The 13,639-nt window shown below is 72.6% G+C and carries 10 protein-coding genes; 3 read left to right on the top strand and 7 right to left on the bottom strand.

The window, feature by feature from the left end:
• Positions 1-140: 140 nt before the first annotated feature.
• Positions 141-1,478, bottom strand: coding sequence for a low temperature requirement protein A (locus O7631_RS29870; RefSeq protein WP_278147313.1), 1,338 nt, complete (start codon positions 1,476-1,478; stop codon positions 141-143).
• Positions 1,479-1,632: 154 nt separating this feature from the next.
• Between O7631_RS29870 and O7631_RS29865 the strand changes: the two genes are divergently transcribed.
• The gene (locus O7631_RS29865) at positions 1,633-2,568 is read left to right on the top strand and encodes an SDR family NAD(P)-dependent oxidoreductase (protein WP_278147311.1); all 936 of its coding nucleotides are present in this window, start codon (positions 1,633-1,635) and stop codon (positions 2,566-2,568) included.
• 67 nt (positions 2,569-2,635) lie between these two features.
• Here the strand turns inward: O7631_RS29865 and sucB are convergent, their stop codons facing one another.
• Both sucB and lpdA read right to left on the bottom strand, forming a co-directional pair.
• Positions 2,636-4,465: a 2-oxoglutarate dehydrogenase, E2 component, dihydrolipoamide succinyltransferase gene (sucB, locus tag O7631_RS29860; RefSeq protein ID WP_278147309.1), complete on the bottom strand. Its 1,830-nt coding sequence runs from the start codon at positions 4,463-4,465 to the stop codon at positions 2,636-2,638.
• 64 nt (positions 4,466-4,529) lie between these two features.
• A complete protein-coding gene (gene lpdA / locus O7631_RS29855) occupies positions 4,530-5,921 on the bottom strand; it encodes a dihydrolipoyl dehydrogenase (protein WP_278147308.1) in 1,392 nt (463 codons plus the stop codon).
• 179 nt (positions 5,922-6,100) lie between these two features.
• On the opposite strand from lpdA, the gene O7631_RS29850 reads away from it, so the two are divergent.
• Positions 6,101-6,430 (top strand): hypothetical protein, encoded by a 330-nt coding sequence (locus tag O7631_RS29850; protein ID WP_269683001.1) that lies wholly within the window; start codon positions 6,101-6,103, stop codon positions 6,428-6,430.
• Positions 6,431-6,477: 47 nt separating this feature from the next.
• On the opposite strand, the gene O7631_RS29845 is transcribed toward O7631_RS29850, so the two are convergent.
• Positions 6,478-8,052, bottom strand: coding sequence for a leucyl aminopeptidase (locus O7631_RS29845; RefSeq protein WP_278147307.1), 1,575 nt, complete (start codon positions 8,050-8,052; stop codon positions 6,478-6,480).
• 162 nt (positions 8,053-8,214) lie between these two features.
• Between O7631_RS29845 and gcvT the strand changes: the two genes are divergently transcribed.
• Positions 8,215-9,345 (top strand): glycine cleavage system aminomethyltransferase GcvT, encoded by a 1,131-nt coding sequence (gene gcvT / locus O7631_RS29840; RefSeq protein WP_278147306.1) that lies wholly within the window; start codon positions 8,215-8,217, stop codon positions 9,343-9,345.
• An 87-nt stretch (positions 9,346-9,432) separates the two neighbouring features.
• On the opposite strand, the gene O7631_RS29835 is transcribed toward gcvT, so the two are convergent.
• The 3 genes from O7631_RS29835 to O7631_RS29825 form a co-directional block, all read right to left on the bottom strand.
• The gene (locus tag O7631_RS29835; RefSeq protein WP_278147305.1) at positions 9,433-10,722 is read right to left on the bottom strand and encodes a DUF2314 domain-containing protein; all 1,290 of its coding nucleotides are present in this window, start codon (positions 10,720-10,722) and stop codon (positions 9,433-9,435) included.
• 65 nt (positions 10,723-10,787) lie between these two features.
• Positions 10,788-11,561, bottom strand: coding sequence for an adenosylcobinamide-GDP ribazoletransferase (locus O7631_RS29830; protein ID WP_278147304.1), 774 nt, complete (start codon positions 11,559-11,561; stop codon positions 10,788-10,790).
• On the bottom strand, positions 11,551-13,536 hold the full coding sequence (locus O7631_RS29825; RefSeq protein WP_278147303.1) for a bifunctional adenosylcobinamide kinase/adenosylcobinamide-phosphate guanylyltransferase: 1,986 nt from the start codon (positions 13,534-13,536) through the stop codon (positions 11,551-11,553). Before O7631_RS29825 ends, O7631_RS29830 begins: the two co-directional genes overlap by 11 nt.
• Positions 13,537-13,639: the final 103 nt, after the last annotated feature.

Below are 13,639 nucleotides of genomic sequence, written 5' to 3'. Positions count from 1 at the left end.
ATGCTGTCCCCGCGCCTCCATGTCCACGGCGGCCTTCGTGCCGGGTACACCGCGACGCTGCGCCGGAGTCTAGCCCGACCGGACCGGCCGGTGCCGCCCGGTCGCCGGGGCCCGTCGCTCAGGGAGCCGAGGGCCGTCGCTCAGGGAGCCGTCGGCTCGTCGCTCTCCGGGACGTCGTGCCAACGCGCACGCCAGGCCGCCTCGTGCGCCTCGTGGCTGGTCCGCTCCTGGAAGACAGCGGACCGCAGCGCGTGCCGGGACTGCGACATCACCAGCACCTCCACCGCCACCAGGCCCACACAGATCACCGCCGCGAGGGTGAGCGTGCCCAGCGCCGGCAGGTGCTGACAGATCGGGAGTGCGGCTGCGAGCGCCACTATGACGCCGACCCTGGTCCAGCTGACGGTGTGCAGGGTGCGCAGCTGGAACGCCAGGTTGACGGCGAAGTAGCAGATCAGTCCGCCGAAGAGCATCGGCACCGCCGGACCGTCGACCGCTTCGGCGATCCCGCCGGCCGGATCGGTGATCTTGTGCAGGATCTCCTCGTTGCCGATCGAGAAGAGGATCACGCCGGCGATCATCAGCAGGTAGAGATACGCGTACGCGTCGCGGGCCATGGCCACCCGGGGGGCGCCCTCCGCCGCGTGCAGGGCGATTCGGGCGGCCGGTCCGATGAAGTCGAAGTGCGCCCACCAGAGGGCGGCGGTGATCACGATGCCGAGTGCGGCGGCGGCCACCGCCGGCCAGGTGACCGGCTTGCCGAGCAGGTTGCCGCCCACCCCCGTGGAGATGATGGACTCACCCAGCGCGATGATCAGGATGAGGTCGTAACGCTCCGTCCAGTGTTCGGCGCTGGTCACCCCCCAGCCCCAGGTGCCGACGATGAAGCCGGTGGCGTACTGCACCACCACCACGGTGATCCACAGTCCGTCGCGGACCAGGGCGGCCTTGTCGGGGTCCCCGATCTGCGGCGGGATCAACGCGGCGGCCAGCAGCAGCACGATGCTCACCGCCAACTCCGGGGCGAAGCGCCGCAGCTGCCGGCGTTCCTGCGGGCTGTCCCGCACCACGTGCTGGTAGAGGATCATGTGGACGGCCCGGACCACGACGTAGCTGATGGCGACCAGCATCGGCCCGCCGGCGACGCCCGTCGGGTCGCTGAACGCCTGTGGCAGCCCCAACGCGAACGCGAACAGGGCGACCATCGCGATCACCATGAGCACCGGGACGTAGCCCTCGCCAAGCCGGACCCGGGTGGCGACCAGGCTGTGCACCACCCAGATCCACCAGAGCACGGCGAGCACCAGCCCGGCGTGCAGCAGTTGCCGGCCGGAGATGTTCGCGGCGGTCGCCCTGGTGATGATGAAGAACGAGAAGACGAACACCAGGTCGAAGAAGACCTCGAACTTGTCGACCCGGGCACCGGGAGCAATCGGGACGGCCGGTCCCAACTGCCCACGCCGCCGGTGACCGCCCACGCACCCACTCTGGCAGCGTCCGGGCAGGTCGGAGGGGCGAACAGCGATGGCGGGGGCATCCCGCGTTACCTCCGGCCCGGGCCGGGAAACCACCCGGACTGCCGCCTTGGCCAGCGGGCCGGTCGGTCCCACCCACCCCGGACAAGGATGGATCATGACCACGAACAAGCCGATCACCACCTCGTTCACCCATCACTCCACCGCCATGGATGTGATCAAGGGCGTCGACCTCGTCCGACGCCGGGCGATCGTGACCGGTGGGTCGTCCGGCATCGGCGTGGAGACCGCCCGTGCTTTGGCCAGCGCCGGAGCCGAGGTCACCCTGGCCGTCCGTAACCCCGACGCCGGGCAGAAGGCCGCCGACGACATCACCGGCACCACCGGCAACGACCGGGTCCTGGTCGCCCCGCTCGACCTCGCCGACCAGGGGTCGATCGCCGACTTCGTCGCCAACTGGGACGGCCCGCTGCACATCCTGGTCAACAACGCCGGCATCATGGCCGCGCCCCTGTCCCGTACCCCGCAGGGCTGGGAGATGCAGTTCGCCACCAACCACCTGGGGCACTTCGCGCTCGCCAACGGGCTCCGCCCGGCGCTCGCGGCCGGGGACGGGGCCCGGATCGTCTCGGTCAGCTCCGCCGCCCACCTGCGCTCACCGGTGGTCTTCGAGGACATCCAGTACGACAACCGGGAGTACGAGCCGTGGCAGGCGTACGGGCAGTCCAAGACGGCCAACGTGCTGTTCGCCGTGGAGGCGACCCGGCGCTGGTCCGACGACGGCATCTTCACCAACTCACTGATGCCCGGCGCGATCCGGACCAACCTGCAGCGCTACGTCAGCGAGGAGGAGCTGAACCGGTTGCGCAGCGGCAACGCGGCGGCCTGGAAGACAGTCGAGCAGGGTGCCGCCACCTCCGTCCTGGTCGCCGCGTCACCACTGCTCGACGAGGTGGGCGGGCGCTACTTCGAGGACTGCCAGGAGGCCGCCCCCGCCCAGCCGGGCCAGCGAACCGGGGTCGCTGACTACGCGCTGGACCCGGAGGCCGCCGAGCGGCTCTGGCAGGTCTCGACCGCGCTGCTCAAGAGCTGAGGCCGGAGACGGGAGAGGGCGCCCCGGTCGTCGACCGGGGCGCCCTCTCGGCGTTCGTGCGGGTGGATCAGGCCAGGCCCAGCTCCGACTCGAAGTTGCCGCCCTCAAGCCGCTCCTTGACCGCGGTCAGGAAGCGGGCCGCGTCGGCGCCGTCGATCAGGCGGTGGTCGTACGACATGGCCAGGTAGACCATCGACCGGACCGCGATGACCTCGCCCAGCTCCGGGTCGTTGACCACGACCGGACGCTTCACCACGGCACCCGTGCCGAGCATCGCCGACTGCGGCGACGGCACGATCGGGGTGTCGAAGAGCGCACCCCGGCTGCCGGTGTTGGTCAGCGTGAAGGTCGCCCCGGCCATCTCGTCCGGGGTGATCTTGTTGGCCCGGGTGCGCTCGGCCAGGTCGGCGATCCGCTTGGCGATGCCGCCCATGTTGAGGTCACCGGCGTTGTGGATGACCGGCACGAGCAGACCGCGCTCGGTGTCCACGGCGATGCCGAGGTGCTCGGCAGCCGGGTAGGTGATCGTGCCACCCTCCAGGTCCATGCTGGCCTGGATGATCGGGTGGGTCTGCAGCGCCTCGATGGCGGCGAGGGCGAAGAACGGCAGGAAGGACAGCTTCACGCCGTGCTTGGCCTGGAACGAGTCCTTGGCCTTCGTCCGCAGCTTGGCGACCTTGGTGACGTCGACCTCGACGACGGTGGTCAGCTGCGCCGTCTCGTGCAGCGACTGCTGCATCCGCTTGGCGATGGTCGCCCGGATCCGCGGCAGCTTCTCCGTGGTGCCCCGCTTCGCGCTGGGCTCCGGCTTGACGGCCGGCTTGGCCGGGGCCGCCGAAGGAGCGGCGGCCGGCGCGGCGGCGGGAGCGGCCTTCGCCTTCTCGGCAGCCTCCAGCACGTCCTGCTTGCGGATCCGGCCACCGACGCCGGTGCCGTTGAGCGCGGACAGGTCCACACCGTGCTCGGCGGCGAGCTTGCGCACCAGCGGGGTGACGTACCCGGCTGCCTCCTCGCCACCACCCTGAGCGGGGGCGGACGGACGCGGCGGCGTCGAGGTCGGCGCGGCGGGCTGCGCGGCCTGCTCGGTCTTCGCCGGCTGCGCCGAGCTCTCCGTCTCCGCGGCCGGCTCGTTGTACGACATGCCCGGCGTCGGCTCCTGGACCTTCGGCTCCGGCTTCGGCTCGGCCTTCGGCGCCGGCTTGGCCTCCGCCTGGGGCTCGGGCTTCGACTCGGGCTTCGCCTGCGCGGGAGCCCCGCCGGCCGCGCCGATGACCGCCAGGTCGGCGCCGACAGCGGCCGTCTCGTCCTCGGCGACCTTGATCTCCAGCACCGTGCCGGCGACCGGCGACGGGATCTCGGTGTCCACCTTGTCGGTGGAGACCTCCAGCAGCGGCTCGTCGACCTCGATGGTCTCGCCGACCTGCTTGAGCCAGCGGGTGACGGTGCCCTCGGTGACGCTCTCGCCCAGGGCCGGCATCTTCACCGCGGTGCCCTCGCCCGACGAGGCGGCGGCCGGAGCCGGCGCGTCCTCGGTCACGTCGTCCTGGACGACCTGGTCGGCGGTGCCCTCGGCGGCGGCCGTCGGCTCGGTGGCCGGCTCGACCGCCTCGGCCGGCGCCTGCTCCTGCGGGGCGGCCTCGCCGCCGCCGGCGGACTCGCCCTCACCGGCGATGACAGCGAGTTCGCTGCCGACCTCGGCGGTCTCGTCCTCGCCGACCACGATCCGGCTCAGCACGCCCGCCGCGGGCGACGGGATCTCGGTGTCGACCTTGTCGGTCGAGACCTCGAGCAGGGGCTCGTCGACCTCGACCGTGTCGCCCTCCTGCTTGAGCCAGCGCGTGACGGTGCCCTCGGTGACGCTCTCGCCGAGCCGGGGCATGGTGACCGATACCGGCATTTTCTGAGACTCCTTCATTCCCCTGGTGGGATCTTCGCCCGTCGCCGGACGCCGCGGTTGATTGTCAGGCGTGCGCGTGCAGCGGCTTGCCGGCGAGGGCCAGGTGCGCCTCGCCCAGGGCCTCGTTCTGGGTCGGGTGGGCGTGCACGAGCTGGGCGACCTCGGCCGGGTAGGCCTCCCAGTTGTAGATGAGCTGAGCCTCACCGATCAGCTCACCGACCCGGGCGCCGACCATGTGTACGCCGACGACCGGGCCGTCCTCCACCCGGACCAGCTTCACGAAGCCGGTGGTCTTGAGGATCTGGCTCTTGCCGTTGCCGCCCAGGTTGTAGTTGTACGACTTGACCTTGTCGGCGCCGTACTGCTCCTTGGCCTTCGCCTCGGTCAGGCCCACCGACGCCAACTCCGGGTCGCAGTAGGTGACACGCGGGATGCCCACCTCGTCGATCACGGCGGGAGTCTGCCCGGCGATCTCCTCGGCCACGAAGATGCCCTGCTGGAAGCCACGGTGCGCGAGCTGGAGGCCGGGCACGATGTCGCCGACCGCGTAGACGTTCGGCACGCTGGTGCGCAGCCGCTCGTCGGTCAGCACGTAGCCGCGGTCCATCTTGACGCCCTGCTCCTCGTACCCGAGGTCGGCGGTGTTCGGGCCGCGACCGACGGCGACCAGCAACAGCTCGGCCTCGACGGTCTCGCCGCCCTGGATGGTGAGCTTGACGCCGCTGTCGGTCTTCTCGACCTTCTCGAACGGCTTGCCGACCTTGAAGTTGATCTTCCGCTTGCGGAAGGCCCGCTCCAGCGCCTTCGACGACTCCTCGTCCTCGGCGGCGACCAGCCGGGGCAGCGCCTCGACGATCGTCACGTCCACACCGAAGGACTTCCACACGCTCGCGAACTCGACGCCGATCACGCCGCCACCGAGCACGATCACCGACGACGGCACTCGGTCCATGACGAGCGCGTGGTCACTGGTGATGATCCGCTCGCCGTCGACGTCCAGGCCGGGCAGGCTCTTCGCGTACGAGCCGGAGGCCAGCACGATGTTGCGGCCGGTGTAACGCTTGCCGTCCACCTCGACCACGTTCTTGTCGACCAGCTTGCCGTGGCCCTCGACGATGGTGATCGACTTGTTGCCCTTCAACATGCCCTGCAGGCCCTTGTACAGGCGGGCGATCACGCCGTCCTTGTACGAGTTGACCCCGGCCATGTCGATGCCGATCAGCTCGGCCTTCACGCCGAACTGCTCCGACTCGCGAGCCTGGTCGGCGATCTCCGCCGCGTGCAGCAGGGCCTTCGTCGGGATACAGCCGTTGTGCAGGCAGGTGCCGCCGAGCTTGCCCTTCTCGACCAGCGCGACCTTCAGGCCCAGCTGGACGGCGCGCAGCGCGGTCGCGTAGCCGCCGCTGCCACCTCCGAGAATGACGATGTCGAAGGTCGCTTCGTTCGGCTCGCTCACGTCCAACTCCCAGGTCGCGTCGCTGCATCGGGGGTCACGGGGTTGTAACACGGACACACCCCACCTCGGTCATCTTGTCACCACTGGGCACAGGGTGCGTACCGAGGTGCCCAACGACACGTCATCGACACGTACCCTTGGCACCGTTGTCGATGACATACAGCTGGGGGAGAGAACCGGTGGGGTTGTTCCGGCGCCGCAAACAGACGGCTGTGCCGAGCCATGACCGTGCCGCCGACCGCGGCGATCTGGACCATCTCGAGAACTTCATCCGGAGTCGACGCGGCGTCGAGGCGTTCATCGAGCCCAGGACGACGGTGACCGAGACCACCGTCATCCTGATCGCCGACGACGGAGAGTGGACCCGTCGGCGCATCGACGGCCCGGACGGCGCGCGGCGCTTCGCGTACCGGATGGGCATCCCGGTCTACGACGTGCGACTGATGGGCTACCCGCAGCGAATGCGCGACTTCAACGAGCGCCGCAAACGTCGCCCCGAGCTCTACTGACAGCGAGGGCCCCCGGCGTCGACCGGGGGCCCTCGCTGTCGGGTCCGTCAGCCGTTGGCGGCGACGTCCTCGACGAGCTGCACCAGGGTACGGACCGGGACGCCGGTGCCGCCCTTGGTCCAGTAGCCGGTCGGCTCACCGGAGTGGTAGCCCGGCCCGGCGATGTCGATGTGCGCCCAGGCCACGTCGTCGGTGACGAACTCGCGCAGGAACACGCCGCCCTGCAGCATGTGACCGGCCCGGTCCATCCCGGCGTTGACCTGCGAGATGTCCGCCACGTCGGACTCCATGCCCTTGCGTACGTCATCCGGCAGCGGCATCGGCCAGGCCGGCTCGCCGACTGCGTCCCCGACCGTCTGGACCCGCTCGCACAGCTCCGGGGTGCCCATCACGCCGGCCATCCGCTTACCCAGCGCGATGACCTGACCACCGGTGAGGGTGGAGGTCTCGAACAGGTAGTCGGTGCCGTCGGCGCAGGCGCGGGCCATGGCGTCGCCCAGCACCATGCGGCCCTCGGCGTCGGTGTTGAGCACCTCGACCCGCTTGCCGTTGAACATCGTGATCACGTCGCCCGGGCGGTAGCTGGTGCCCGACGGCATGTTCTCGGCCATCGGCAGGTAGGCGCTGACCGCCACCGACGGCTTCAGCGCGGCGATCGCCAGCATGGCCGCGCCGACCGCGGCGGCACCCGCCATGTCGGACTTCATCTCCCACATGCCCTGCGCCGGCTTGATCGAGATGCCGCCGGTGTCGAAGGTGATGCCCTTGCCGACCAGCGCGACCCGCTTGCCGTTGCCACCGCTCTGCGGGGTGTAGGTGAGCTTCACCAGCCGCGGCGGAGCCTCCGAGCCCTGCCCGACCGCGACGATGCCGCCGTACCCGCCGGCGACGAGCGCCGCCTCGTCCAGCACCTCGACGTCGAGACCCGCCGCACGGGCGGCGTCGGCGACCGCGTCGGCGAACGACGGCGGACGCAGCTCGTTCGGCGCGGTGTTCACCCAGTCCCGGCTGGTGCGGACCGCGCCCGCCACCGCCTCGGCCCGGGTGACCTCCGCCCGGGCGCCCGCGTCGCCGGCGTCCGGCACCGCGATGAGCACCTCGGCCACCGGCTCCCGCCGGGTCGGCTGGGGACGGGTCTTGTAACCGGCGAACCGGTACCCGCCGAGCAGCGCGCCCTCGGCGACCGCGCGCAGCTCCGCCGTCGCGTCCGCGTCGTCCGGCAGCGGCAGGGCCAGGGCGACCTTCGGCGCGCCGGCCAGGGCCCGCACCGCCGCGCCGGCGGCCCGACGCAGCGTCTCCGGGGCCGGGGCGGCGCCCGACGGCTCCGGACCGAGCCCGACCGCGACGACCAGCGGGGCGGTCACGGTGCCCAACGTGGCCAGCTTGACGACCTCACCCGGCCCGCCCGTCGCGCCGAGCAGCGCGAGGGTCTCGGTCAGCTTGCCGTCGAACGCGGCGGCGATGCTCTCCGCGCCACTGGCGAGCAGCAGGGTGCCGGCGAGGCCGCTGGTGGCGTCCTGCTCTCCGGTCTGGCTGTGCAGGCCGATGACGATCGCGTCGACGGCGAGCTCGGCCGGGTCGGTGTCGACCAGGCTCAGGTTGGTGGTGCGGGGTGATGTCACTGAAGCTACTCCGGGCGGGCCGGGCCGGTCGCGGCGTCGCGTACCGGCGGTGAAGGTCTCCGGCGGAACCTACCCGCCGGACGTGATGGTTGTCCCGCCGACAGCGTCAGCGGGCTCCCGCCGATGCTAACCAGCCACGTTGTCCCCGGTAAGTTGCCACCCATGACCGACGTGACCTCCGCCGCCGCCGCGACCCGGCTGCGACGTTCCCCGCTGCACGAGCGGCACACCGCCGCCGGCGCCAAGTTCGCACCCTTCGGCGGTTGGGAGATGCCGCTGGAGTACGCCGGCGGTGGCGTGCTCAAGGAGCACACAGCGGTCCGGACGGCGGTCGGGGTCTTCGACGTGTCGCACCTGGGCAAGGCCCGGGTGACCGGGCCCGGAGCGGCCGACTTCGTCAACGCCTGCCTCAGCAACGACCTGGGCCGGATCGGCCCCGGGCGGGCGCAGTACACGCTCTGCTGCGACGACGCCACCGGCGGCGTGGTGGACGACATCATCGCCTACCTGTACGCCGACGACCACGTCTTCCTCATCCCGAACGCCGCGAACACCGCCGAGGTGGTGCGCCGGTTGCGCGCCGCCGCGCCCGCGCAGGTCACCGTCACCGACGAGCACGAGGCGTACGCCGTGCTGGCCGTGCAGGGCCCCCGCTCGGCGGAGCTGCTGGCCGCCCTCGGTCTGCCCACCGAGCATGGCTACATGAGCTTCTCCGCCGCGAGCCTGGCCGGGGTGGAGTTGACCGTCTGCCGCACCGGCTACACGGGCGAGCTGGGCTACGAGCTGGTGGTGCCGGCCGAGCACGCGGTGGCCGTCTGGGACGCGCTGTTCGCCGCCGGTGCCGCGTTCGAGCTGCGCGCCTGCGGCCTGGCCGCGCGGGACACACTGCGTACCGAGATGGGCTACCCGCTCCACGGGCAGGATCTCTCCCTGGACATCAGCCCGGTGCAGGCCCGCTCCGGCTGGGCGGTCGGTTGGGGCAAGCCGGCCTTCTGGGGCCGCGACGCGCTGCTCGCCGAGAAGGCCGCCGGCCCCCGGCGTACGCTGCGCGGCCTGGTGGCCGTCGACCGGGCCATTCCGCGTCCGGGAATGACCCTGCACGTCGGCGACCGGCAGGTCGGCGAGGTGACCAGTGGCACCTTCAGCCCGACGAGGAAGCAGGGCATCGCACTGGCCCTCGTGGACACCGACGCCAACCTGACCGACGGCGACGAGGTCGAGATCGACATCCGGGGCCGCCGAGCGCCCCTGACCCTGACCAAGCCCCCCTTCGTAACCCCCTCAGTGCGCTAAACCCCTGCCCCTGCCCCGGTGATCAAGAGCTTTGCGTCAGATTCAGACGGGATTCTGACGCGAACCTCTTGATCACTGGGCAACCGGTCAGGGGGTGGGGGGTTCGCCGGAGTCCAGGACCGCCTGGGTCCAGCCGCCCTGGATGACGCCGGTGGCGTCCAGGACCGCCCAGTCGACGACGTCGGTCGCCTCCACCACCACGGGTGCGCCGATCCGAACGCTTTCGTCGGTGGCGGCGTCGCTGGCGCTCACGCCGACGATCCGCTCCGGCGCCTCCCAGGACGTCACGCCCGCCCAGACGTACTCCGGGCCGTCGTCGCCCGGCAGGCCGTACTTGACCACCAACTGCGACTCCGCGGGCAGTTGTCCGGCGACGAACCGGGCGCGCGCGTCACCCAGCGCGGCGCGGGCGGTGGCGACCGCCTGACTCATCGCGTCACCCGACCGGGCGTAGCGCACGTCCGGCTGGATCCCGGAGAACAGGGTCGCGCAGGCGGCCGCGTAGTAGCGCCCGTCCGGGCCCGGGTGACCGGCCGGCGGGCGCAGGCTGAGGAACGAGTCGGCCTCCGGGTCGGTCGCCGGGTCCAGCTCCAGGCGCAGCAGCACCGGTGCTGTCGCGCCGTGCTGTTCCGGGTTGCCGTACGCCACGGCGATGTCGTGCCCGGTGACGGTGGCGAGCACCGGCAACTGCACGAACGCCGGAACCTCCTCGCCGGTGAGCCCGTCGGTCCAGTCCCGCAGCAGGCGGCGGGCCGCTCCGGTCATCACCGCACCCCAGGCGCGGGTGAGGTGGTCCGGAACCCCCTGGGTCTGCAACTCCAGCAACCCGAAGCGCCGCAGGCCCTTGGTGGTGAACCACAGCCCCTCGGTGTCGGACGAGTACGGCACCAGCACCCAGTCGACCAGCCGGATCCGGCCCTGCTCGTCGGGGAGCGAGCGCAACGCGGTCGCCGGGTCGAGGAACTGCAGACCGAAGACGTCCACCACGTCGCCGTCGTAGGATTCCGCCACGGCGGCCGCTACCGCGCGGGCCGCCCACTCGTGCGCGGGCGGCCAACCCGGCCGGTACTCGGCCTGGACGACCACCAGGTGGGTAGCGGCGGCCAGCCGGGCCAACTGTTCCTCGGTGGCGCCGAACGCGGTGAGCAGGTCCGGCGGCAGCTCCGGGAACTCGCTGATCGGCCGGGTGTCGACGCTCATCAGCGGGCTGTCGAGCATCTGCCGGGCCAACCCGTGCACCGGCTCGGCCAGTCGGCCGGTCAGCGCCGCCACCGCGGTCTTCGCGCTGACCTTCGGCAGCCCCGTCATCGGCACCAGGTAGGTCGCGCTGAGCGACTCCGGCACCGGTACGGGCAGGAAGTCGTCAGTGATGAGCATGGGGTTCCCCCGGTGGCCGTGCCGGTGCTGTCGAGCCGAACGCTACCCGGCCGGTCGTGCCCGGTTCAGCCGGACAGCACCAGACCCAGGTAGACCAGCGTGGTGACCACCTCGACCGTCGCGCCGAGGACGTCGCCGGTGATCCCACCGAGCCGGCGTACCACGTGTGCCAGCAGCGGCGCCGCGACGGCGAGCGCGGCGACGACGGCCAGCGGCCCCTGCCACGGGCGGTCGGGCACGGCGGGCACCGCCAGCAGCGCGACGGCGACCGCGCCGACGGCCAGGGCGACCGGGCCGACGGTGCCGGCCACGAGCGCGCCGAGCCCGTCCGGCCGGGCCGCCGGAACGCCCCGCCGGCAGGCCACCGTGGCGCCGAACCGTCCGGCGGCGGTCGCCGTGACCACCGCCGCGACGCACGCCGGCCAGGACCGTCCGGCCAGGTCGGCGAGCGCCGCCGCCTGCACCAGGAGTACGACCACCAGGGCGACCACTCCGAACGGGCCGACGTCCGGCTTCTTCATGATCTCCAGGGCGGCTGCGCCCCGCCGGTACGAGCCGAGCGCGTCCACGGTGTCGGCGAGCCCGTCCAGGTGCAACCCTCGGGTGAGCAGCGCGGCGGCGCCGACCGTCACACCGGCGGCCACCAGTGGTGGAGCGAACGCGCCGCTCAGCAGCAGCACCCCGGCCAGCAGCGCGCCGAGCAGCGCGCCGACCGCCGGCGCGAGGGCCATCGCGGTGCCGGCGACCGGGCGGTCGATCCGTCCGGCCCGCACCGGCACCGTGGTGAACGTGGTGACCGCCAGTCGGGCTCCGGCGAGGAGCCGCGACTCAGCCGGCACGCCAGCCCGACGCCGGCTGGTCGTCCACCCCGGTGCTGGCCGGACCCGGGCCGGCCGGTTCCGGCTCGGCGAAGTCGGGCTCGGTGCCGTCCGGGTCGCTGTTGCCCGTGTCGAGGTAGCTCGGCTCGTCGATGGTCGGGACCGCTCCGCCGGTCGGGGTCGGCTCGTCGCCGCCTCCGAGTGACGGGTGCACCGGCAGCGCGGCGGACAACGCCAGCACCGAACGCAGCAGCGGCAGCGCGACCAGCGCGTTGGCGCCCTCGCCCAGATCCAGCCGCAGGTCGAGCAGCGGGGTGAGACCCAACACGTCGGCGGCGAGCCGTACCGCCGGGTGCCCTCCGTGGTCGGCGAGCAGGCACCAGTGCCGTGCCTGCCCGGCCAGGTCGCGGCTGACCATGCCGGCGGCCACGCCGACCGGCCCGTCGAGCAGCACCGGCACCCGGCGGGCGGTGGCACCGAGCAGCACACCGGTGGCCACCGCCACGTCGCCGCCGCCCAACTCGGCAAGGATGTCCTTCGCGCCGCGCGACGAGCGGCGGGTGCGGTGCAGGGCGTCGCGCACGGCCGCGCAGCGGACCATCCACGCCGCGTCGTCGATCTCGCCGGTGTCGGTGATCACCCGGCCCAGCACGGTCGGCGGCTCCGCGCCGGCGGTCGCCGCGAGCACCGCCGCGGCCGCCGCCTCGGTGCCGGCTCCGCAAGCCCCCAGGACCAGCAGCTGTACGCCGGCGTCGGCCGCCTGTTCGGCCAACCGCCAGCCGTAGCGCAGCGCGGACTCGACCTGGTCGAGCGTCAACGCCGGCTCGGTCTCCATCGCCGCGGACGCAGGGACGTCGACCACCTGCAGGCTCGCGCCGTTCTCGGCGGCCAACCGCGCCAACACGCCCTGGCCGGCGCGGGCCTGCGCGGCCCGGCGCGCCGACTCACCGGCGACGGCGCCGGCCGACCCTCCGCCGGCGTGGTCGCCGTGCAGCAGCAGCACCCGCACCGAGCCCCACGCCTGCGGGGTCGGGGTGCCCTGGGTGGCGGCGGCGAACCCGACCACCCGGTCCAGCACGCCCAGCCCGGCGCCCGGTACGTCCAGCGTGGCCAGCCGGTCCACCGCCTGCGGGCCCGCGTACTCGTCGGGCATCGGAAGCTCCATGCCCGGCTGAATGACCAGCCCGGTGGCCACCATCGGCAGCGCCATGGTGGGCGCGGCCCAGGGGTTGCCCGGCTCCTGGTTGGGTGCGGGCGGCGGCGTGTGGGTCAACACGTCGGGCAGTTGCACCTCGGGGATGCCCTCGGCGTCGGCCAGGGTCGCCACGACCGGTGCGGTGGCCGGTGCGGCCGTTTCCGCCAATGCGGCGGTGCTGGCGGAGGCCGCCGGTGCGGCGGTGCTGGCGGAGGCCGCCGGTGCGGCAGTGCTGGCGGAGGCCGCCGGTGCGGCGGCGGGCTTCAGCCAGACCGGCTGGCCGGCGACGACCAGCACCACCGCGTCGCAGGCGTCCGCGACCGCGCGGTTGGCCGCGCCCAACGCGTCGGTGAACGCCCGCCCCAGCGGGGTGGTCGGCACCAGCGACAGCCCCACCTCGGGGCTCACCAGCACCACCCGCGCCGAGCAGGCGCGCAGCGCGTCGGCCAGCTCGGCGATCGTCGCCACGTCGTCGGCGGGCTGGTGGTCCGGGTCGAGCAGCACCGTCACCCAGCCGCCCAGGTCGTCGACGAGCAGCGTCTCGTTGGGCTCCGCGGACGCGAGCACGTCGGCCAACCGGCGTGGGTCCTCGGTGGTCTCCTCGGTGGTCCAACTGCCCGGCCGGCGGGCGCGGTGCGCCGCCAACCGGGTCGCCCACTCGGTGTCCTCCGGGTCGCCCTCGGGCGCGGTGGCGACATAGCGGACCACCGGCGCGTCGGTGACCAGGGACTCGGCGAACTCGGACTTGCCAGACCGGATACCGCCGAGCACCAGGACCGTGTTCCACCCCTGTACGGACATGCCCGTACCTTAGTTCTCATCCATCGGGGCTGGGCACGTCGCCCCAACCCTGCCGAAGATCAAAGCCCGTTCCGCAACCATTGCGGGAAAGCGTCCATTTTCC

It is taken from the genome of Micromonospora sp. WMMD967, from assembly GCF_029626165.1.
In the GTDB taxonomy this organism is placed as follows: Bacteria; Actinomycetota; Actinomycetes; order Mycobacteriales; family Micromonosporaceae; genus Micromonospora; species Micromonospora taraxaci.
The sequence above is the reverse complement of the archived record's forward strand: the minus strand, read 5'-3'. Positions and strand labels throughout refer to the sequence as shown.